We start from the raw sequence: 22,715 nt of genomic DNA on the forward strand, positions 1-22,715 counted from the left end.
TGGCTCAAATTAAGCAATTAATCCCTAAAGTGGATTTCCGGCAACTTATTCTTGACCTTCCTGATGTCAGGCGAGAAATACAGGTGCATGCGCAATGTGTAATTCTGGTTGTAAAAAGCTGGATTGTCTAGGGTCTGTCCAAAACTATACATAAATCCAGCCGCCACGGTCAGTCTGGGATTGATAATGTATCCCAAGGTTGTATTCAATCGCAGATCTTCCAGCGGACTACCTACAACGGGTTTACCACTTTGCATGATCAATTCTGATTCTGGGGCTATATAAATGGCTTTGGATTCAAGCTTCGGTTTATTCAATGGGATTTTCATTCTGAACATATATCTCCAGCGGTTGCGGAACATATATTCATCCTCCTGATCAAAACCTTTGGACCAACGGTGCTCAATACGCAAGCGGTGATACGCCATCGCACTCCACAATGGGACGGCAAACTGATATTGATGCCAGATCCGGTATTCGGGAATCATATTCTCTCCCGTAGATCCTGGATTGGTGTTGAAGTTTAAACGCAACACGCCTCCCAGGGCAAAATTGGCTTTTTTGTCGTAGATGTAACCGATGGCATGACGATTATATATCTGTCCTACCTGGCCGATAAATGGAGTGTCTTCAGTCTCCTCAAATCTAAAATGGGTTTGGGCTACCCAAAACAGCCTTTTGGATATTCTAATATTCCCGTAGGTATTTACCCAATATTTTGTTTTGGGTTCCTTGAACTTGGACTCCTCCGGCAGCACTTCTCCTGGTTGCGCTTTCGCGAAAGCGAACACTAAACAAACCAGTGCAAGGACTAAATATTTAATCACTTTATTCATCTCTGCTGTGGTTTAGGAAAGGGATAAGCCGAAGAGTTTCAAGAGTTCGGGAATGCTGTCGGTGCGTTTGATCTTGCGTTCAAGCCTCTTGGTATCTTCTTTACGCAACTCCTTCATACGGTCGTGTAATTGTTGTAAATCTTTTTCCAGTATGAGAATTTGGTCGCAGTCCATATCTGGCTGGACTTGGTTCAAGTAATGGGGTATCAACTTTTCATTGTAGGCCTCTACGATACGTTTTTTTACCTCTTCATCCATGATGGTGGCCGTAAAGGGATTCCAAACCTGATCCTGATAAAGTTCCTGGATTTCGGATTGCTGATCGGGCATTTTATTGATCGCTGTGGCCAGATTTCGCGCCTTATCATAACAATCAGCAAGCTGTCGGACACGATCTAGTTTGGTCACGGATTCCTCCATTTTGGAATACTGGCTTAGGGATTCATCCGTGAATTTTTTGAGACGACCATAACTATTGCTGATGTATTCCGGCTGATTTTGATCGATGGAATCCAGCAACTGTTTGAGCTTATTGGCCTGATCAATCAGCCTTTTTTCTTCACTAATAAAGGCCTTTTGCCGCTTATCTCCAGTGATTTTTTGGTCCAGGGAAGATTTGAGTTTTTCGGCCATTTGGAGTGAATATTCTGTAAAATCTGCCAACTGCTGTAGATGGAGTTCATCCTCTCCCTCATACTTGGAAGCTTGGTCTAATTTATATTTCTTGATCATACCACTGGAGTCTCTCACCTGGATGACCGAAGCTGGAAGTCCTTTTGGCCACAAGCCTTTCAACAACTCATTTCTGGTAATATGCTGGGCAACACCTTCCTTATAATATCTGAGCAATTGCTCGGTAGGTCGGATATAACTGGAATCCAATTGCATGCCTACCTGATAAAGAAAATCGGTTTCAGGATCGGTAAGCTTCAAGATATTTAATTGTGTATTGGACAATACAGATTCGATTATCTCTTGGGCTTGTTCTGTATTGGTTTGGATTTCTTCCAGGGCTTTGATCTCTGACTTAGTAAAAGGGTATTCTGGGACTGCCACCTTAAAGTTGGTCAAGCTGGTGATCAAGCCCATTTCATTCATCAGATCCTCTACTTCGTGCAGATAGGCTGCGTTCTTTTTCAGAAGCACACTCAATCCATGATCGAAGACATGGGTAGTATCCCTGACCTGCAATCTCAGTTCCATCACATCCAAATAGTGTTGGTCTAATGCGATTTTCCGACTGCCTTGATCGGTTTCCATTTGTAGCGGAATTATTTTACTGCCATCTTCTGTCGCGATAACTATGTTTTTCAACACGGATTCGTCAAATTTCCAACTTTCGAGTTCGCCCACCCCATCCTTATCGAATAAGGACCATGTGTCATGTGCATCTCCGTTGCGCAATAATCTCCCCACCATAAAGGACTGGCTGGTCTCGATCCTGAAACTACGCTGCGGAACCCCATTCTCATACGCCATTTCACTTTGAAAAAGTCGGCTGGTTTTTTCTGATTCAACAATACTGTCCACAAGGACCGTCCAGGCTCCTGTGGGTTTACCATCTTTAAAACTCCCGTTGATGCTGCGCTGGGTACCATTTATGGGCGTGATATATTTATAATCTACTAATTTTTTTTGGGCACCTGGCTCGTAATTTCCAAATTCAAATTCCCAGCTACCAGAGGGCTTATCAGCTTTAAAGCCACCTCTTATTTCTATGACCTTTGTTGGACCTTGACTGGAGTTGTTCTTTTGAAAAACAAATGCTCCGGATTTTATAGTATCACCTTTCTGCAAAATATACTCGTAGGTGGCGTTTCCCCTTTCACTCCCGATAGTTAATGGTCCATCGTACGTAAAAACTTCCTGAGCCCTGAGTGGACATACAGACAAGACTGTCATCAGGGTGGAAATTACTATGAATAACGATTTTATTTCCTTCATGCTTGGGTATTACGACATCCTGACCTCATCCGCTATCGCAGAACAATTCTTAATTTAAGAAGCTGCAAATATAGGATTTCGAGAACGAGCAGCATTTATCTAACTTATCTTGAACGAATTAATTAAAAATATTTTAACAAAAGTCAGCATTTAAAAGTGCGCTGCTCACTCCCTTCTGATGAATACGATCAACTTCAAATGACGGATAAAATTCGCCGGCATGTCGCTGACGTTCTTCATATTCGTTCTGTCAGGTTTCGCAAAAACCTCCTCTTTTGATTACATTTAATGCAAACCCCAATACATGCTCCATAAACAACCTATATCAAGGGCTATTCTGACAGAAATGAAGATTTACACCCTTTTATTGATAGCATTGCTTGTTTTTTCTTGTACCCAACATGCAGATTATCGTGTTATTCCAGTACATACGGAAGCAGAATTAAAAGACGCGATCAAAAAGGCACAACCTGGAGATGTCATCAGTATGCAGGAAGGGGTTTGGAAAGACCAGGTGATCAAGTTTCACGGACAAGGGACGAAAGAAAAGCCGATTGTACTTAAAGCTGCCACCGCGGGAAAAGTTAGTCTGGAGGGGACCTCTGCTATAATGATTAGTGGAAAAAATTTGATCGTAAAAGATCTGTATTTTAAAAATGGATATACCCCAGAGGAAGCGGTCATCATTTTCCGAAATTCACCTGATTCTGTAGCTAATCACTGTCGGGTAACTGGAACCGTGATCGAGGAGTTCACCCAACCCGATCGACACCGCAAAGACCATTGGATCGAATTTTATGGGAGAAACAACGAACTGGATCATTGTTATATCGCAGGGAAATCAAATGAAGGACCTACCTTGAAAGTTTATTTGAACAATAATCGCCACATTAATAATTATCACAAGATTCATCACAATCATTTTGGCCCCAGACCTAGAAAGGGTGGCCCAAAAGCAGAAACCATGCAATTGGGAGCCAGTACAACCTCGATGACCCCTTCTTATACCCAAGTCACCCACAACCTGTTTGAAAAATGTAATGGTGAAGTAGAAATTATATCCAGTAAATCCAACTACAATAATTTTAGCCATAATGTCTTTTTGGAAAGTGAAGGTTCAGTGGTGACCAGACATGGGAATTATGCTACCATCAATGCCAACATTTTTATCGCAAATGATAATCCGTTTGTGGGCGGAATTCGCGTGATCAACACTGGTCACTGGATTACCAACAACTATTTCTATGGGTTAAAAGGGAAGGAATTCCGGAGTGCACTGGCCGTCATGAACGGCATTCCAAAATCACCGTTAAACCGATACAACCAAGTGACTGACGTAGTTATCGCCCACAATAGTTGGATCGATTGCCGCCAGCCTATCCATTGGAGTGTCGGTGCCAATCTGGATCAAGCTGATGTACTTCCAGTTTCTGAAATACGCTCTGCCCGACCCAAAAGATTAATCTTTGCCAATAATCTGATCGCTCATCGAGCAGATAGCTCCTATCCCTTTAAATTATATGACCAATTGGACGGCGTAAAATTTAAAAACAACTGGTTCATTGCGCCCAAACCCAATGACAGCCTAACCATAAAAGGCCTATCTTTTAAAACATGGACCTCCAATCTCATGCAGCATGCGGACTCCTCTAAATTTATAGCTATTACAGACCAAAGTCTTCCTTTGTACCGAGGATTCTCTTTTGAGGATATCGAAAATGATTTATATGGAAAACGTCGCAACGAAAAAACCAACAGTATAGGAGCCATTATATCACCTATTGCCAAAAAGCATCAGCAAATAGATCGTTCTATTTATGGAACTACCTGGTACCAGCCTCAAACCCGCCTTGCCACCAACACCTGGAAAGCTACGAATACAACAGAATTCTTAGAGCAACTTGAAAAAGCAGACGATGGAGATCTGATTCAACTGACACCAGGAAATTACCTCATCGACCAAAAGGTCCAAATAGAAAAAAAGATACGTGTGGAAGGCTTGGAAGGCGATGCTGATGTTCTTGTTCAACTTACCGGAGCAAGTACTAGTTTTCAGCTAGCACCTAAAGGAATACTAACCCTCAAAAATTTAACACTAGTAGGTACAGGGGAACAAGACCTATTCATCACACTGGACCAGCATATGTCCATGGCTTACGGGCTGCAACTACAGGATGTAGAAATAAGGAATTTTAGAACAGTATTGAACCCCTCCAAATCTTCCTTTGCCGATGAAATAATTATAAAAAACTGTACAATTTCCGATAGCAAAAATGGCCTGTTATTCAACAAGGAAACAGACGATAAGGGAGATTATAATGTGGAGTTTTTGACCATTACCAACTCTCGATTTCAAAACATCTCTCACGAGCTGATTAACTACTATAGAGGTGGCTACGACGAATCCACCATCGGCGGAGTGCTCACATTTGAGAACAATGAAGTTGTTCAATGCGGGGGTCAGGATCCAGACGAACTACTGATCAATACATATGGAATAGTCAATGTTTCAATAGAAAACAATGTGTTTAAAGACAACCCCATCAAACTGGTGGCGGTTTTATGGGGCGCCAAAGGTCAACAGCCTATCAATAACGAACTGAAAAATTCAGGTGACATCGTGATCGAAGAAAAACTAAAGCAAAAGCTAGTGTATTAGGTGATATCAAATGGCCTGAAAGGACAGGTTCACTGGATAAATCAACTATTCCTAATCAATCAAGTCAAAAATTCTGGGCAACCATAAAGTGATGTCCTCAAAATAAGTCACCATAACCAGCACAGCGATCATGGCCAAAAATAAAGGCAACATCGGCCGTATCACTTTCTGTATTTTAAGATCAGCTACACTACAGCCAACGAATAAAACAGACCCCACCGGAGGCGTACACAACCCTATACAAAGGTTCATGATCATAATGATCCCAAAATGTACTGGATCCATTCCCATAGCGGTAACGATAGGTAGAAAAATCGGAGTAAATATCAGTACCGCAGGAGTCATATCCATAAAGATACCCACGAACAAAAGTATCAAGTTGATCAAAATAAGGATCACAATAGGGTTTTCACTGATCCCTAACAACGCAGCACTTATTTCCTGAGGGATGTTTTCATAGGACATTACCCAACTCATAGCTATTGATGTAGCGATCAAAAGCAAAACAATAGCACTGGTTTTTACGGTTTCCAGTAATATTGGAGCCATGTCTCTGAAACTTATTTCCTTGTAAAGCATTCCCAGCACAAAAGTGTAAATTACCGCCACAGCACTTGCCTCAGTCGCAGTAAAGATTCCTGCAACAATTCCGCCGATCACGACCACAAGTAACATTAAACTGGGCAAGGCGGCCATAAATCTGCGTAAAAATACTTGAACACTGACCAATTTATCAGTAGGGTACTTTTTGATGATAGAATAAACCGCTGCAACAATCATCAAGGCTAGACCCAGTAGCAAGCCTGGTACATATCCCGCTATAAATAATGCCGCAATGGAAACTCCACCACTGGCCAAAGAATAAACAATTAAAACATTGCTAGGGGGAATAATCAAACCTGTGGTTGCACTGGTGATATTGACCGCCGCACTAAAAGGTTTGCTATACCCATCTTTTTCCATCATTGGGTTCATAAATCCGCCGATGGCACTGGCCGCGGCGACCGCACTCCCAGAAATGGCACCGAAAAGCATACAGGAAATGATATTAACAAAGGCCAATCCTCCTGGTAAGGGTCCTACAATTGCCTTGGCAAAATTAATCAACCGTACGGCTATACCACCGCGGTTCATGATTTGTCCGGCCAATATAAAAAAGGGTATTGCGCTGAGCGTAAAACTATCCAAAGAGGTAGCCATACGTTGGGCGAGTGTGGTTACCGACGGTAAGAAAGGCATAGAATACACCAAAGTACATAGCGCAGCTAGTCCAATGGAATAAGCAATAGGTACTCTAAGGGATAAGAACACCAAAAAACTCAACACCAGAATCAAAACTTCTATATAGTTCATACGTTGGTTGTTTTAGAAGATTGGATGCGGTTGAAAAAAGAATCAAGACTGAAGTAACAGATCAGTAGTCCAGAAAAGGGCACTACGAGATAGACAAATCCTAAGGGAATCTCCAAGGAGGCAGAAGTCTGCCCAAATTGAAAACTCAACATACACAACCTGACACCTCCGACGATCATTACCAATAAGGCAAAAAGAAACACACATAAATAAACAAAGCCATCAAAAAAGGCAATATTCTTATTGACCATTTTCTCTGGTAGCAGATCAATGGCGAGATGAAGGTGTTGTCCAGTAGCATAGGCAGCTCCTAATAAGCCCACCCATATCAAAGAGTAGCTGGATATCTCATCTGTAACTGTACTGGGAGATTGTAGCACAAATCTTGAAAAGACCTGCCATATTACCGCCGCCAGCATAATAAACAAAATCGTTAGACACAATTTGCCCAGAAGGGAATCAATGGTTTTTCGCATCAGGGTTGTTTTTGTATGGATCTGATCAAATCACCTAATAGAGGATCTTTTTTGTATTCTTCTACCAGGCCTTTGGTCGCCTCTTGAAATGGTTTCTTATCTGGATAAGCTACTTGAACTCCACTTTCTTTGGCCAGAGCCAAGCATTCTTTCTCAGAATCATCCCAGAGTTTACGTTGTAGAATTTTGGAGTCCTGCACGGCTGCTTCAAGCCATTGCAATTCCTTTTCATTCAATCTGCTAAGCGTGCCTGTACCTATGACCAACACATCAGGTACAGAGGTATGTTCATCCAAACTCAAATATTTGCAGACCTCAAAATGTTTGGAAGTATAGAAACTGGGAATATTATTCTCTGCGCCATCCACGACTCCTTGTTGTAAAGCTGTGTAGAGTTCGCCAAAAGATATAGGCGTCGGTGCACCTCCCAAATCATTGATCATATTGATGGACATATTACTTTTCATCACCCTGATCTTCTTGTCCACAACATCATCTGGCGAATTGATCAGCGCTGATTTAGTATAGAAACTGCGGCTACCAGCATCGTAAAAAGTCAGACCTTTTAGGTTAAACTGCTCACCTTTGTCGAGAATGGTTTTACCCACTTGCCCATCATAGACTTCGTGGGTGTGGGCTTTATCATTAAATAAATAAGGGACACTAAAGACTTTGTATTCTGGTATAAAGTTTTCCAGTACGCCTGCGCTCACCTTGGCCACATCGAGACTGCCAATTTGTAGCAATTCGATACTTTCACGTTCTCCTCCCAACTGTCCATTGGGGTAAATGCGTACGTTAAGCGTTCCACCTGAACGTTCTTTTAGACTTTCGCCTAACCGCTCCATGGCTTTGTGAACGGGATGTGAAGTATCCAATCCATGGGCCAATCGCAGTATTTTAATCTCATCAGTTGATGTACAGCCAGCCAGACCGATCAGCGCGAGAATAAATAATATGATTCTACTTTTTTTCATGTGTGTGATTAATCAATCCAGTTGAACCGGATTAAATATTTGCTGTGCTGCAGTGGTCGCCTCTGTCCGAAAGCCTTCCATGCTGGCAAACTTATTGTCGCTGGCTTCCCAACCCGCCATAAAGTAATAGGTGTTATCTACAGCAGCGGGCAATTTGACCAAATGCGTATTGATAATCCCCTCTCCCTCGCTAGGTGCGGCAGATAATTCAATTTTTGATTGAGGCACAATCACTGCCATTCCCAATGCGTCCTTATTTTCCGACTGCTGGCCATGAGATAGCACAAGACTGCCATTTTCCAGGGCCAGGGTTTCTGCGCTGTTGGGTTTTAGGTTAACAATTCCAGTCACCAAAGCCATGCCCTCCTTATCACCCATTAGTTGTACCTGATTTTTACTGTACCATTTTGATTTCTCAATACTGATGGTGTGCAGAACATCAATTGTTTTATCTGCAATAAGCTCGTCTTTATAAGTCATTGTAAATATGGCTCTGACCGGTCCTTCTGTAATCGTTTTAAAAGTTGTTGTACCAGTTCCCTTCAACCTGTAAATAGAATCATTGTATTGAATTGCCACTGAGCCAGCGCCCAGGGAATTCCCCACTTTCAGCACATCCATGCCCCAGTCCGCTTTTTCATGGTAATTGGTAGTCAAACCTTGTTTTGCCAAAACAGGCTCAGCTGTAGTTTTGCCAAAAATGTCTATTCCATTGCGAGGATCAAAATACATTCTAAAACCCAGTTTATCATTTTCCCAGGCAGGTCCTTCCATCTGCAAAAACAAACTGTCTTGCTCTCTGGGATCGGTAGTGCGTTCATAGTTTTGAACTTCCATGGCTTTGGGTTTCGCCTTCCCTACTCCAAAATGTACATCGGTAGTTTTTGTAAAGTTGGGCTGTTCCGCTTTCGCGAAAGCGTGCACAAAAAACTCCTTGGTTTCCTTTTTTCCGAGGACGACTTCGACAGCCATCTCGTCCCAGTTTCCGTCTTGATCTAGATCATCCAATTGAAACGGTAGAATCTCACCTTCCTGGGTTTTGATTACTGGCACCTGGTCTTCTTTCATATCAGGCAACAGCGAATTGACCTGATCACGTGACAACACCACAATTTCTGTGCGCTCAGTATCGAGATCATTCGACATTTTTATACCAGGAACTTCTTTTTCCTGTTCACAAGATATAGCAACCGCAGCTAGTATACCGAGAAATATAGCTCTTGCATTCATCTAGTCTTCGTTTGAGGGTTTACCGATGGTAGCCAAAATTCCGCCATCTACATATAAAATGTGCCCGTTGACAAAATCACTGGCTTTGGCCGATAAGAAAATGGCTGCACCAGCAAGGTCGTCAGGATTGCCCCATTTTGCTGCTGGTGTCCTATTGACGATAAATTCGTTGAAAGGATGTCCGTCCACGCGGATCGGAGCCGTTTGAGAAGTGGCAAAATAGCCAGGGCCGATGCCGTTTACCTGTATATTGTGTTTGGCCCATTCGGTAGCCATATTTTTGGTAAGCATAACCAGACCTCCTTTCGCGGCAGCATAAGCGCCTACAGTATTGCGACCCAATTCACTCATCATTGAGCAAATGTTGATGATCTTTCCTGATTGGCGTTTGATCATGCCTTTTACGACATGTTTTGAAACGATAAATGGACTCACCAGGTCAATATTGACTACCTGTTTAAAGTCATCAACTTCCATGTCCTCAAGAGGAATACGTTTGATGATGCCGGCATTGTTGATCAATATGTCGATAGCACCTACTTCAGTTTCAATGCGCTCTACCGCCTTTTTGACCGCAGACTCATCAGATACGTCAAATTTATAACCAACAGCCTTGATACCAGCGTCGTTGTATTGCGCTACTGCATCGTCAATTTTCTGCTGAGAAGAATTCCCATTCACGACGATAGTCGCCCCTGCCTTTCCTAAGCCCATAGCCATGGACATTCCTAAACCGTGGGTGCTTCCAGTGACCAGCGCCACCTTTCCCTTCATATCAAATAAATCCATGGGTGACTATTTTAGATCGGTTATTTTGGCAACATCCATATCGTTGTAATCCAAGTTTTCACCAGCCATTCCCCAAATAAAGGTGTAATTAGAAGTACCTGAACCAGAATGAATAGACCAAGGTGGAGAAATCACCGCCTGATGGTTGTGCATCCAGATATGCCTTGTTTCTTGGGGCTGTCCCATAAAATGACAAACGGCTTGATCCTCTGGAAGATCCAGGTAGAAATAAACTTCCATGCGCCTGTCGTGGACGTGAGCCGGCATCGTATTCCAAACACTTCCCTTTTTGAGTTCGGTCATTCCCATTTGCAGCTGACAAGTAGTAATGATACCACCTATAATCATTTGGGATACGGTGCGATGATTGGCGGTTTCCAAACTACCCAGTTCAATTTTATTTGCCTCGGCCAAGCTGGTTTTTTGGGTAGGATACGCCTGATGGGCTGGTGCAGAATTGATATAAAACTTGGCTGGATCACTGGCATTTTCACTGTGAAAAACTACCTCTTTGGCGCCTTTACCTATATAAAGAGCATCTTTATGGGCCAATGAAAATGATTCTCCATCGACGACCACTTTACCGGCAGCCCCCACGTTAATGATCCCCATTTCCCTGCGCTCTAGAAAATATTCGGCTTTTAAAGGATCGATACTTTCTAACTTCAAGGGTTGGGTAGGTACGGCCCCACCAGCGATATAACGGTCATAGTGGGTGTAAACAAGATTGATCTCCCCTGATTTCATGGGTTGCTCGATCAAAAATTCATCTCTTAATTGGGTAGTATCGTACTGCTTTACCGCCTTTGGACTGGAGGCATAGCGCGTTTCATAATGCGTTGACATACTTTTATATTTATGTATCTGTCAGAAGGATAAGACCTACGTACAGACAGCTGTTTGATTTACTTTAATTGTACCATGTTGCAGCACTGTTGGCAGACAGAGGTTTTCCGCAAACTGGTTGACCAATTTCAATCCCTAATATTACAAAATAGATCGTCTTACTCCTAGTTCCAGCCCACGTAATTCTGCCAGACCTCTCAAACGTCCAATTCCAGAATAGCCAGGATTGGTTCTTTTATGCAGGTCATCCAACATTTTATGGCCGTGATCTGGTCTAAAAGGCATACGCACATCCTTGCGACCTGATTTTTTGCGTTTTTCCTGTTCCAGGACAAGTGCCTTCATAACTGCATACATATCTACATCACCATCAAGATGGTCGGCCTCATGGAAATTGCCTGCCTCATCTCGCTTGGTGGACCTTAAGTGAATGAAATGAATACGCTCACCCAAGCGCTCCACCATGCCTGGCAAATCATTATCAGCTCTTACCCCAAACGACCCTGTACAGAAGGTTAAACCATTATTGGGACTATCCACCGCTTGGTAAAGCTCCTCAATATCCTTTTCAGTACTCACCACCCGAGGCAGACCAAGTATAGGAAACGGGGGATCATCCGGATGAATACACATCAAAACACCAGCTTTTTCAGCCGTTGGGATTATTTCAGATAGAAAATAAAAAAGGTTTGCTTTGAGTTCGGCCGGACCAATGCGATCATAGGTAGACAGGATTTGGTTAAATTCTTCAAGTGAATAGCCTTCCTCTGCCCCTGGAAGTCCCGCAATAATATTGTTGACCAATTGCTCCTGTTCTTCTGGCGATGTATTTTTAATGTAGGCTTCAGCCTCCAATTTTTCATTTTCAGAATAGGTAGCTTCGGCTCCAGGTCGTTGCAGTAAATAAAGTTCGAAAGCAGCAAATGCAGCGGCTTCAAAACGCAGGGCGGTAGAACCATCGGCTACTTCATAGTCTAAATTGGTACGTGTCCAATCCAATACCGGCATAAAATTATAACAGACAATATCAATTCCGCACTTCCCTAAGTTGGCCAGGGTATTTTTATAATTCTCGATATATTTTTTATAATCTCCAGATCTGGTCTTGATATTTTCATGAATAGGTACACTTTCCACAACAGACCAGGTTAAACCCGCCTGCTCGATGCTGTGTTTACGTTTAGAAATCTCTTCTATACTCCATTCCTTGCCGTTGGGAATATGATGAAGTGCACTTACAATGCCCGTAGCTCCCGCTTGTTTTATATCATTTAGGGAGACCGGGTCTTTGGGACCATACCATCTCCAGGTTTGTTCTAATGTCATGATTGATGCTATTGCATTATTGATTTAAGATTGATCTGCGTTTTCTCAAGTATCATACACCGCTGTATGCACTGAATCCGCCGTCAATTGGCACAACGATTCCTGTGATAAAGGAGGCTCCATCTCCACAAAGCCACTCTACCGTACTCACCAAATCCTCTGGTGTTCCATATCTTCCCATAGGGGTCTGCCCTATGATTTGATTTCCTCGATCAGTCGGACTCCCATCCTGGTTTGTCAACAGCTCACGGTTTTGGTCAGTTAGGAAAAAACCTGGCGCAATGGCGTTGACACGTATTCCTACTTTGGAAAAATGAACTGCTAACCATTGGGTAAAATTAGATACAGCGGCCTTGGCGCCACTGTAAGCCGGTATTTTTGTCAAGGGTGTAAATGCATTCATCGAGGATATGTTCAGAATACTACATCCTTCTCTCCCCACCATATCTGTTGCAAACACTTGTGTGGGCAACAAAGTTCCTAGGAAGTTCAGATTAAAAGTAAACTCTATACCTTTAGGGTCCAGATCAAAAAAGCTTTTAAAGCCATCTTCTTTATTTTGCAGATCTTCCATGGCAAAAAATGGATTGCTGGTTGTTCCTAACGGATGGTTTCCACCTGCTCCATTCACCAGGATATCCACTGGACCATATGCCTCATTGATCTCTTTCTTGGCCGCCTGTAAGGACTCCTTTTCTAGCACGTTTCCGGATACGCCAATGGCATTTCCACCCTCCTGTTTAATCTCAGCGGCGACGGCGTCTGCTGCTTCTTTTCGCAGATCCAGGACTGCAATTTGGTGCCCCATTTTGGCCAAAGCCTTGGCCATAGTACTACAAAGCACACCACCAGCACCAGTTAAAACAATAATTTTTGACATATGTAAGCTTGTTTTTATCGAATTTGTAAAATTGGTTGACCAAATATGGTAAATTCTTAAGAATATCTTAATCGACCTCTTAATTTATATTATTCAAATTAGGGAGAATTATGTTCAGCACACTGTTAATCAGCTATTTGAAAACATCTCAATATATCGATTGTACAATTAGCTAAGCTGTTCTCAAACGCTGCCTCCAGTTCAAGCAGCATCTGGTCAATGGATGATTACCTACTATCAAGCGTACGCAATATGACTTGCAGACAATTATATTTACCAGAATAAAACTTAAATTTCAGAATGAAGCGAATCGTCCGTTTATTTTCTATTAGTACAACCCTCGCTATAATGGGTTGCCTTTTATCTTGTCAAGCACAACAATTACCAGCTATTCTCAGCAAGAAATCGGTACAGGAACAACATTACTTACCTGATTTTAGCTATGCAGGATATCACAATGGAGAAAGGGCTATCCCATCTAACTTTGCCACCATAATTCAAGCCGAGGACTATGGTGTTCTCGCGAATGACGGTTTGGACGACAGCATCAACCTTAAAAAAGCCATTCAGGCAGCCTACGAAGTGGAAGGACCAGTTTGTCTACAGTTGCCAGCGGGAAGGCTGATTTTGAGTGACATCATCTACCTTGAACGCAGCAATTTTGTGTTGAGAGGAGCGGGTACTGATGCTCAGGGTACGGAAATTTATTTCCCCAGACCCTTGATGTACGAACCAGACCCAGAAGCATTGCAGGAGCTCAGGGAATACCTGGTCAAGTTTGACAAAGTTCAGCGTGAAAAGGACAACAACATTTCTCTTCCGTTCTCACAATACGCATGGTCTGGTGGATTTATTTGGACGCAAGTGCCCGGTGAAAGAGTGAAGTCCTATCTCAAAGAATATGAGCGACCCATACATGAACTAACAGCGGTCGGTTCAGGAAACAGAGGTGAAAAAACCATTCAAGTGGAGGATGCCTCAAACCTGTCCTTGGGTGATGTTTTAGAACTTCAGCTTTTTAACAAGGAAGGTGAGCAGGGCCAAATCATCAGCGAACTCTATAAAGATACGAATGTTAAGATAGGATCTCATCATTGGAACTTTCCAGACCTCCCGATCGTGCGCCAACAAGTAGAGATCAAAAAAATCCAGGGAAATACTGTTACACTCAATACTCCCTTAACGATATCTATACGTGCTTTCCATAAAGCAAGACTAGTGGAATGGAAGCACTTGGAAGAAGTAGGAATTGAAAATTTCCGCATCTCCTTTCCGATGACACCTAGGGTAGCTCATCATGTGGAACAAGGATGGAACGGTATCAACCTCACCAGATTGTACAATAGTTGGGTCAAGGATATTGTGATTGACAATGCCGATAGCGGCGTCCTATCAGAGGAAATTGCCAATGTTACCATTAAAAATATTACCACCACTGGTGATCATTATGCCCATTATACGGTCGCAATGGCTGGTGTGCACAATGTTTTGGCAGAAAATATTGTCGTGCAAAACAAAGCTGAGCACCCCTTAAGCTTCAATACTTTCTCTACAAAAAACGTCTATAAGGATTGTGAGGTATTGGTAGACCCCATACTGGATCAACATAGTGGTGCCAATCATCAAAATTTATTTGATAACGTAAAAGTCCATTTACCAGAAAACTTAGAAGATAGCTACCCACTTTTTGCCGGCGGTGGGGCTGGGTACTGGAAACCTTCCCATGGAGCTTATAGCACCTTTTGGAACACCCAAGTGATTCTACCAGAGACCGTGATGGCACAGAAAACTTTTACTCTGAATGGCATGAAAGATGGTCCTCTTGCTAGGGTCATCGGTACTCACGGTAACGGGAATTACCAGATAGAATACGGTCCAGACGCCTACATTTCTCATACCAATCAAGCCCTAAATGCTGCACCTTCTCTGTACACATACCAGCTAGAACAGCGCATGAAGAACATGGTGAAGGAGTAAATTTTGCTCTACATCCTTACCCGCACTAGATAGAAACTTCAAAACATTACAAAGCATTTGGTCATTAAAGTTTTCTTTGGAAAACTATTCTTGAAATTTTCAATCAGTCGTCAGTGGTGATTATTATGTTTAACAAAACTTAATAGCTACATTTAAACCCGAATTCCAATTGTCAACTTCCCCTATGGTTCGAGTATTATTTGCGCTCTTTTTTGTCTTTACCAGTCTTTCGCAGGCCCAAAAAAATAATTTCCAATTTCAGCGCCTTAACACTGACGACGGCTTATCGCAAAGCAGTGCTGTTGCGATCGAGCAGGATAATCGTGGTCTAATTTGGATTGGAACAAGAGATGGTCTAAATCGGTATGACGGGGTAGATATTAAAATCTTTAAGACAGAAGAAGATGACCCAAAAACGCTGAGCAGTAGCGACATTCTAGCGTTGGAAACCGGAATAGACGGTAGGATATGGGTAGGAACCTATAATGGCCTAAATGTTTACGACCCGTCGACGGGTTATTTTAAACGCTTTTTTAAAAATGACGATGCTAACTCCCTACCTAGTAACCGAGTTGAAGAAATTTTGGCAGCCAGCGATGGCGACATTTGGGTAGGAACAACCCAGGGACTTGCCATTTATCGACCAAAAACAGACCAATTTCAGAATTATTTAGTCGATTCTCCCCTATCACCTGTGGTGGTAGAAAGCTTACTGGAAATTGACCCGAATAACTTTTTGGTGGGTACGAATGCTGGATTTTGGCGATTTTCCCGTCAGGGCAATGGTGAGTATTCCATGAAGTTGATTCCTTATGAAAAAGATTTACAAATCACAGATATTACACGTATCCACCAAAATTCCTTTCTGCTAGGTACCAAAAATAATGGTGTGTTGGTATACAACGGCCAAGACATCTCTAGCCATCCTGTGAATAATATCACTCAAATTGAAGGGATCAGACAAGTCCTGGTGGACGACTATCAGCGCATCTGGATTGGTACCTATGACGGTGTTTTCATCTACGATGAGCAAGCGGTGATCCAGCTTCAAAGCGATTTGGAAAATAAGCAGAGTCTTTCCAAGAATTCGGTCAAATCACTTTTTAAGGACGATAGCGGTTCTATCTGGGTGGGAACTTATTATGGTGGTGCTAATATTTGGAATGAAGCCAATGGCAATTATATCAATTATGAACACACACCAGGCGCCAACGGACTAAATTACAGTGTGGTGAGTTCACTCCAGGCAGATCCTGATCGCTTGTACATAGGTACTGAACAAGGCGGACTCAACATATTGGATCGCCAATCCGGATCGTTTAGCTATATCACCACTAGCAATAGCGCACTCCGTGATAATAATGTAAAGTCTTTATTGTTAGCAGAGGGAAGTTTATTGATTGGAACTTTTAGTCAAGGCTTACAGATTTATGACACAAAAACTGGCCGATTCAGAGATGCAACCCAGAAGTTTCCAGATGTTCAAGCTTTAGAAAATGTAGGGGTTTATAGTATCCAAAAACGTGGCTCGAGCTATGTTCTGGGAACTTTTGGCCAAGGTGTGTATGACTATTCCGCTCAGGACAATAAAGTATGGAATGTCAGTAATGGCCTAACCAGCAATTTAGTGCGCAGCCTGCTGGTGGACCGCAATGACCAGCTTTGGGTAGGTACTGAAAATGGCTTGAATAAGATTGTGAAAGGCCAGATCACACAATATCTCTATAATAAAGATAGAGGCAGCGGATTTGATATACTCAGCACTTTTCAGGATAACCGTGAAGATATTTGGATTGGTACGAAGGCGCACGGCCTATACAGGATACAAGACGATCAACCTATACGTGTAGCGCTATCCTATGAAGGTAAAGAAATTACGACTATTCATGCCATCACCCAATCGGCAAACAATCACCTTTGGTTAAGTAGTAATCAGGGCATTCTGGAATATGATGCAGCTCAGGCCAAGATTATTGCTCTAAAGGATAAGAAAGACGGACTGGTCGGAAACGAATTCAGCAATGGGGCTGTGCTCAATCTGGATGGAGATTTAATATTCGGTGGTATCGCCGGAATTACCAGATTCAACCCTTCCAACTTGAAAAAGGATACTTATGTCACTGATGTACTGATCACAGGATTCTCGACTGGTCGGGGGAATGAACCAGAAATGACCAGTAACAATCGGGAGGTAGATGATATCGCTTTCGCGAAAGCGGTACAACTAGATCACAACCAGCGCAACTTCACTATCGAATTTGCGATGCCCAGCTTTCACAACGCTTCAAGTAATTCCTATGAGTATAGATTGGAAGGCTTAGAAGACAATTGGACACAAAGCGTACAAAACACGGCAATTTACACCCTTCAAAATTCTGGTAATTACACCTTTGAGGTACGTGGAATCAATAGTGATGGAATAAAGAGTGAAATCACCAGGTTAGAGATCGATGCAAAACCAGCACCTTGGTTCAGTTGGTGGGCGATTGCCATATATGCGATTGCATTTGCCTTGCTGTTTTATTTTATGATCAACATTCTCCAATCTAAAACAAGATTGGAAGAAGAGTTGAAATACGAGCAAGTACAAAAAGAAAGAGACCGCGGGATAAATGAGGCCAAACTCAAGTTCTTTACCAATATTTCCCACGAATTTAGAACGCCTCTTACCTTGATCCTTGGACCACTGCAACAACTTTTGGCTGATTATAAAGGCAGCAATAAAATGTATAAGAAGCTTTTGGTAGTGGAGAGTAATGCCAATCATTTGCTTCAACTCATCAACCGATTGATGGACTTTAGAAAACTAGAGCAAAACCAGTTTGAGCTCCAGACTGCCGAGGGCAATATCATTAAATTCCTCAAGGAAATATATTTGAGCTTTGAAGAATATGCCAAGGTTGGAGAGTACGATTACACTTTCAAAACCACGGATGAGGAAATTCTGGTGTATTATGATCGCAAAAAATTGGAGCGTGTCTTTTACAACCTTATCTCCAATGCGTTCAAATACACCCCTAAAGGCGGTAAAATAAAAATACGTATTTCTAAAACGGAAGATGAGATCGTTATCAAAGTTAAGGATAGCGGAATTGGAATTTCACAGGACGAACAAAAAAAGGTGTTTGATCGCTTCTATGAAGTAGAAGCCAGTCGGGAAAAAGCCAGCCCCTATCATCAAGGCACCGGTATTGGGTTGAACATCGCAAAAAATATTGTCGAACTGCACCAAGGAAATATAGAGATCGCAAGTGAAGCGGGTGCAGGATCTACTTTTTCTGTAAGATTGAAATTAGGAAGGGAACATTTGAAAGACGAGCAAATCATTGAAGATTTCAAATTCAGCGATGATGTTTCACAATATGTTTCACAACTGGAAGGCCTGGCCTCTCCAACAGACGAAATGGATTTAGAATTGTTAAGCGATGAAGATAAACCCACTGTGTTGGTCGTAGAAGACAATACTTCCCTGCTTTCCTTTATGGTCCAACTCCTTAAGCAAGATTACAACGTATTGGAAGAAGAAGATGGTGAAGAGGCCTTTAAAACTGCTGTTAAACACAGCCCGGATCTGATCATCAGTGATGTAGTGATGCCTAAAATGGCCGGAACAGAATTATGCGCCAAAATCAAGGAAGATATCAGGACCAGCCATATTCAGGTTATCTTACTCACCTCCAGATCCTCTTTAATATACAAATTAGAAGGATTGGAAAGTGGTGCAGATGATTATATCAGTAAACCCTTCAACGTCCAGGAATTTAAACTGCGCATTCAAAATCTATTACAAAGCAAGAAGCGATTGAAGGAACGCTTTGCAGAAAAAAATGACTTCTCACCAGAAGAAGTCCATGTCACCAGCGCAGATGAGCAATTGTTGAAAAAGGCAGTAGCTATCGTAGAAGAAAATATCCCCAACGAGCAGTTTGACATACCTACATTTAGTTCTGAATTAGGAGTTAGTCGTACCATGCTGTTTATTAAAATCAAGGCATGGACTAATTTTACGCCCAACGAATTCATTCAGCATTTTAGAATGAAAAGAGCAGCGCAATTGCTAGAATTGGGTACCCTCAATATTTCTGAGGTGAGTTATAAAGTAGGGTTCCGAAATCCTAAGTACTTCAGTAAATGTTTTCAAAAAGCATATGGAGAAACTCCTTCTAACTATTCAAAAAAATTCTCTGAATAAAGTGGCTCTAAAATTGAAATCTGAATCAAACAGGTTGATAATTACGTATTTCGGATTTTTTTACCCCCATTTCTGAATGATTCATTCAATATGTTAGATTAATTTTAAGAAATCGATTAGAGGCTCCTTGCTGCCAATACGTTATTTCAAACGTTTTCGGGAATTCTGATCGTGTCAAACTAAAATTAATCAACTAAATGAACCACTCATGAGAAAAAAGTCAATTTCCCACTTTTTCAAATACGGGCTGCTGCTGTTTTGTTGCCTTCTAAGTACCTATGCGGTAGCTCAAAGTACCATAAGCGGTCGTGTAGTGACCGAAGATGGTGAAGGCATACTAGGTGCCAACGTGTTACTTAAAGGAACTGGCGTAGGAACCACAACCGACATTAACGGAGATTATCAGTTAGATGTACCCGACGATCAGGGCACGCTGGTGATCAGTTATGTCGGCTACACCACCCAGGAAGTACCAATTGGAGGTGAAACCACCATCAATATAACCTTGTTCGAAGATCTATCTGCTCTGGAAGAGGTGGTAGTCATTGGTTACGGGACGGCCAAGAAAAGCGATATCACTGGTGCCGTATCATCCGTTGGTGCAGAAGAGCTCAATGCATTTCCTGTACAGACCGTTCAGCAAGCCTTGCAAGGTAGGGCTGCCGGAGTAGCTGTATCCACTTCCAACGGAGGCGAGCCTGGAGCACCTATTAATATACGTGTCCGAGGTAATACGTCCATTGGGGCAAGTAGTGCTGCATTGATCGTTGTAGACGGATTCATTGCTGGCTCATTGCCACCTCCAACCGATATTGAATCCATTGAAATCCTTAAAGACGCCAGTGCAACCGCTATTTACGGCGCCAGGGGTGCTAACGGAGTAATCCTGGTAACTACTAAAAAAGGAAGAGAAGGTAAAACAAGGGTAGAAATCAATAGCAGTTATGCCTTTCAATCTACTACCGATCGCTTGGACCTGCTCAATGCAGATCAGTTTGTAGCCTATCAGCAAGAAATCAATCCCAACTTTGAGGGTGGAGGAGCCAATACGGATTGGCAGGATTTAATTTACCAAAATGGAGCCACCCAACAACATCAGGTATCTGTTTCTGGTGGAGGGAATGGGATTAATTTCTATACTTCCCTCAACTATTTTGATCAGGAAGGTGTGGTCATCAACTCAAATTTTGACCGTTTTTCCATCACGGGAAATGTACAGGCCCAAGCCACTGAAAGACTTCAATTGGGTGCTAATCTTTTTATCGCTAGAAGCGAAAAAGACGGGATTTCCTCTCAAGCAGATACCGGAGGAACTGGTAGCGGTGACGTCATTTCTCTGGCCGCAAGGTTCAATCCATCCTTAGGTATTCGGGATGCTTCCGGAAATTTTACCCAAAATGATGTGGGAGATACTGTGGATAACCCATTTGCGGTAGCCACTGAGGAAATTGAAAACACCAAAAGGGATGTCGCAAGGATCAATGTGAGTGGAGAGTTTGACATTGTGGATGGTCTTTCCATTAAATCCACCTTAGGATTTAATTCGACCAACCAGACATTGGGAACCTACTCTCCTTCTACGTTGCTTTCAGGAGCAAACGGAGGCGAAGCTACCATTGAAAATGCACGTACCACCAATGTTCTAACCGAAACTTACCTCAATTATGAAAAGACTTTTGGAAAGTTAGAGTTTGCGGGTTTATTGGGGTATTCCCATCAAAATGAATTAAGGGAAGACAGTTTCGCCGGAGCGCAGAACTTTATTACTGACAGTGGTTCATTTAACGCCTTGCAGCAAGGTTCGGTACCACTACCCTCGCAATCTGAACGGACAGAAAGGATCTTTCAATCCCAATTTGGAAGAGTGAATTTTACTTATGACGATAAATACCTGCTTACCGCAACCTTGAGACGGGATGGTTCTTCTGTATTTGCCGAAAATGAGAAATATGCCCTCTTCCCTTCTGCAGCCATTGGATGGAAAATTAGTAGCGAACCCTTCTTGTCGGAAAGTGAAAAGATATCCAACTTAAAGTTGCGAGCTTCCTATGGAGCCACAGGTAATCCTGCTATCGGAGCATATGCCTCACTGGCAGCATTTGAATCTATTTACGCGGTCACAGGAGATCAAACCGTAAATGCTGTAGTGCCATTACAAATCGCAAATCCAGATCTCAAATGGGAAACTACCTATCAAGGTAACCTTGGTGTGGATCTCGGATTCCTACGAGATAGAATCACCATGAGTGTTGACCTCTACAACATGGATACTGAAGATCTGATTTTAGGTGATAGTGGATTGCCAGAATACTTTGGGTTTCTTAATCTTGACCGATTGGTCAATGTGGGTGAGATCAACAACCGCGGAGTTGAAATCGTGTTTACCTCGCGTAACATTGTCAAAGAAGATTTTACTTGGACTACAGACCTCAACTTTTCTAGAAACGTGAATGAAGTCGTATCTCTGATTAATGGAGAAGATATCTTTCTGGACGCGTCTCCTGGAAGTTTCCTTATCGATCAAACCCATTTATTAAGAGAGGGAGAGCCAGTAGGCGTCTTTTACGGTTATGAATACAGAGGTGTGAATACCACGGGAACCGCACCTGCTGGTACGGCCACCTTTGATAGTGATGCAGCCGCTGGAGGAGAACTTTACACTGATATCAACAACGACGGAATGCTGAATGACGATGACCGTAAAATTATAGGAGATCCGAACCAAGACTTTACTTTTGGTATCAACAATACTTTCAGATACAAAGATTTTGACCTGAATGTCTTCTTCCAGGGAGCTGTAGGTGGAGACATCTATAGTTTCACGTTTAGCGAACTTGCTGGAGGTGCTGCCAATGCTACCACAGAAGTGCTGGATCGTTGGTCCCCATCTAATACGGATGGTTCCGTTCCTAGCGCGGCTGTTAGAGCCCAACGTGTTTCCTCGAGATTTGTATATGATGGCTCCTATGTAAGATTGAAAAACATCGCCTTGGGATACAATGTTCCTGAATCAGCTTCCAACAGCTTAGGATTTGACAGCATCAGATTAGGGGTTAGCGCACAAAACTTGCTAACTTTTACCGACTATCCTGGTGTCGATCCAGAAGTGAGTTATAAAAACAGGGGCAACAACCTACAGAGTAACACCAGCCAAGGATTTGAATACGGTAACTTCCCCAATGTCAAATCAGTCACTTTCAGTCTTGGCCTTAGATTTTAATTTAAAAAAT

Annotated in this window: 14 protein-coding genes; 4 read left to right on the forward strand and 10 right to left on the reverse strand. The window is 42.4% G+C overall.

Annotated elements, in window-relative coordinates; translation table 11 throughout:
- Window positions 1-17: 17 nt before the first annotated feature.
- Window positions 18-836 (reverse strand): DUF2490 domain-containing protein, encoded by an 819-nt coding sequence (locus EGM47_RS07835; protein ID WP_124980215.1) that lies wholly within the window; start codon window positions 834-836, stop codon window positions 18-20.
- A 12-nt stretch (window positions 837-848) separates the two neighbouring features.
- The gene (locus EGM47_RS07840; protein ID WP_124980216.1) at window positions 849-2,780 is read right to left on the reverse strand and encodes a hypothetical protein; all 1,932 of its coding nucleotides are present in this window, start codon (window positions 2,778-2,780) and stop codon (window positions 849-851) included.
- A 304-nt stretch (window positions 2,781-3,084) separates the two neighbouring features.
- Here EGM47_RS07840 and EGM47_RS07845 point away from each other — a divergent pair, with 304 nt between their 5' ends.
- On the forward strand, window positions 3,085-5,439 hold the full coding sequence (locus EGM47_RS07845; protein WP_240642335.1) for a chondroitinase-B domain-containing protein: 2,355 nt from the start codon (window positions 3,085-3,087) through the stop codon (window positions 5,437-5,439).
- Window positions 5,440-5,490: 51 nt separating this feature from the next.
- Here EGM47_RS07845 and EGM47_RS07850 read toward each other — a convergent pair whose 3' ends face one another.
- From EGM47_RS07850 to EGM47_RS07885, 8 genes are all read right to left on the reverse strand, one after another.
- A complete protein-coding gene (locus tag EGM47_RS07850) occupies window positions 5,491-6,792 on the reverse strand; it encodes a TRAP transporter large permease (RefSeq protein ID WP_124980217.1) in 1,302 nt (433 codons plus the stop codon).
- A complete protein-coding gene (locus EGM47_RS07855; protein WP_124980218.1) occupies window positions 6,789-7,268 on the reverse strand; it encodes a TRAP transporter small permease in 480 nt (159 codons plus the stop codon). The genes EGM47_RS07850 and EGM47_RS07855 overlap by 4 nt, the downstream gene beginning before the upstream one ends.
- Window positions 7,268-8,245 carry a TRAP transporter substrate-binding protein gene (locus EGM47_RS07860; RefSeq protein WP_124980219.1) on the reverse strand — a complete coding sequence of 326 codons (978 nt, stop codon included), beginning with the start codon at window positions 8,243-8,245 and terminating at the stop codon, window positions 7,268-7,270. Before EGM47_RS07860 ends, EGM47_RS07855 begins: the two co-directional genes overlap by 1 nt.
- 12 nt (window positions 8,246-8,257) lie before the next feature.
- Window positions 8,258-9,475, reverse strand: coding sequence for a DUF4861 domain-containing protein (locus EGM47_RS07865; protein ID WP_124980220.1), 1,218 nt, complete (start codon window positions 9,473-9,475; stop codon window positions 8,258-8,260).
- The gene (locus EGM47_RS07870) at window positions 9,476-10,264 is read right to left on the reverse strand and encodes a gluconate 5-dehydrogenase (protein ID WP_124980221.1); all 789 of its coding nucleotides are present in this window, start codon (window positions 10,262-10,264) and stop codon (window positions 9,476-9,478) included.
- A 6-nt stretch (window positions 10,265-10,270) separates the two neighbouring features.
- Window positions 10,271-11,110: a 5-dehydro-4-deoxy-D-glucuronate isomerase gene (kduI, locus tag EGM47_RS07875; protein WP_124980222.1), complete on the reverse strand. Its 840-nt coding sequence runs from the start codon at window positions 11,108-11,110 to the stop codon at window positions 10,271-10,273.
- Window positions 11,111-11,251: 141 nt separating this feature from the next.
- The gene (gene uxuA, locus EGM47_RS07880; RefSeq protein WP_124980223.1) at window positions 11,252-12,436 is read right to left on the reverse strand and encodes a mannonate dehydratase; all 1,185 of its coding nucleotides are present in this window, start codon (window positions 12,434-12,436) and stop codon (window positions 11,252-11,254) included.
- 52 nt (window positions 12,437-12,488) lie between these two features.
- Window positions 12,489-13,316, reverse strand: a complete 828-nt coding sequence (locus tag EGM47_RS07885) for an SDR family oxidoreductase (RefSeq protein WP_124980224.1) — start codon at window positions 13,314-13,316, stop codon at window positions 12,489-12,491.
- 300 nt (window positions 13,317-13,616) lie between these two features.
- On the opposite strand from EGM47_RS07885, the gene EGM47_RS07890 reads away from it, so the two are divergent.
- From EGM47_RS07890 to EGM47_RS07900, 3 genes are all read left to right on the forward strand, one after another.
- On the forward strand, window positions 13,617-15,293 hold the full coding sequence (locus EGM47_RS07890; RefSeq protein ID WP_240642336.1) for a hypothetical protein: 1,677 nt from the start codon (window positions 13,617-13,619) through the stop codon (window positions 15,291-15,293).
- A 184-nt stretch (window positions 15,294-15,477) separates the two neighbouring features.
- Window positions 15,478-19,485 carry a hybrid sensor histidine kinase/response regulator transcription factor gene (locus EGM47_RS07895; protein ID WP_124980225.1) on the forward strand — a complete coding sequence of 1,336 codons (4,008 nt, stop codon included), beginning with the start codon at window positions 15,478-15,480 and terminating at the stop codon, window positions 19,483-19,485.
- 208 nt (window positions 19,486-19,693) lie between these two features.
- On the forward strand, window positions 19,694-22,705 hold the full coding sequence (locus tag EGM47_RS07900) for a SusC/RagA family TonB-linked outer membrane protein (RefSeq protein ID WP_124980226.1): 3,012 nt from the start codon (window positions 19,694-19,696) through the stop codon (window positions 22,703-22,705).
- The last annotated feature ends 10 nt before the right edge of the window (window positions 22,706-22,715 follow it).

This window comes from Nonlabens xiamenensis (genome assembly GCF_003865345.1).
Taxonomy (GTDB): domain Bacteria; phylum Bacteroidota; class Bacteroidia; order Flavobacteriales; family Flavobacteriaceae; genus Nonlabens; species Nonlabens xiamenensis.

Excerpts from the sequence above, each read along its gene's own strand:
- EGM47_RS07885 (WP_124980224.1), bottom strand. The coding sequence starts at position 13,316 with ATGTCAAAAATTATTGTTTTAACTGGTGCTGGTGGTGTGCTTTGTAGT.
- EGM47_RS07900 (WP_124980226.1), top strand. The coding sequence starts at position 19,694 with ATGAGAAAAAAGTCAATTTCCCACTTTTTCAAATACGGGCTGCTGCTG.
- EGM47_RS07890 (WP_240642336.1), top strand. The coding sequence starts at position 13,617 with ATGAAGCGAATCGTCCGTTTATTTTCTATTAGTACAACCCTCGCTATA.
- EGM47_RS07870 (WP_124980221.1), bottom strand. The coding sequence starts at position 10,264 with ATGGATTTATTTGATATGAAGGGAAAGGTGGCGCTGGTCACTGGAAGC.
- EGM47_RS07860 (WP_124980219.1), bottom strand. The coding sequence starts at position 8,245 with ATGAAAAAAAGTAGAATCATATTATTTATTCTCGCGCTGATCGGTCTG.
- EGM47_RS07850 (WP_124980217.1), bottom strand. The coding sequence starts at position 6,792 with ATGAACTATATAGAAGTTTTGATTCTGGTGTTGAGTTTTTTGGTGTTC.
- kduI (WP_124980222.1), bottom strand. The coding sequence starts at position 11,110 with ATGTCAACGCATTATGAAACGCGCTATGCCTCCAGTCCAAAGGCGGTA.
- EGM47_RS07865 (WP_124980220.1), bottom strand. The coding sequence starts at position 9,475 with ATGAATGCAAGAGCTATATTTCTCGGTATACTAGCTGCGGTTGCTATA.
- EGM47_RS07855 (WP_124980218.1), bottom strand. The coding sequence starts at position 7,268 with ATGCGAAAAACCATTGATTCCCTTCTGGGCAAATTGTGTCTAACGATT.
- EGM47_RS07895 (WP_124980225.1), top strand. The coding sequence starts at position 15,478 with ATGGTTCGAGTATTATTTGCGCTCTTTTTTGTCTTTACCAGTCTTTCG.
- uxuA (WP_124980223.1), bottom strand. The coding sequence starts at position 12,436 with ATGACATTAGAACAAACCTGGAGATGGTATGGTCCCAAAGACCCGGTC.
- EGM47_RS07840 (WP_124980216.1), bottom strand. The coding sequence starts at position 2,780 with ATGAAGGAAATAAAATCGTTATTCATAGTAATTTCCACCCTGATGACA.
- EGM47_RS07835 (WP_124980215.1), bottom strand. The coding sequence starts at position 836 with ATGAATAAAGTGATTAAATATTTAGTCCTTGCACTGGTTTGTTTAGTG.
- EGM47_RS07845 (WP_240642335.1), top strand. The coding sequence starts at position 3,085 with ATGCTCCATAAACAACCTATATCAAGGGCTATTCTGACAGAAATGAAG.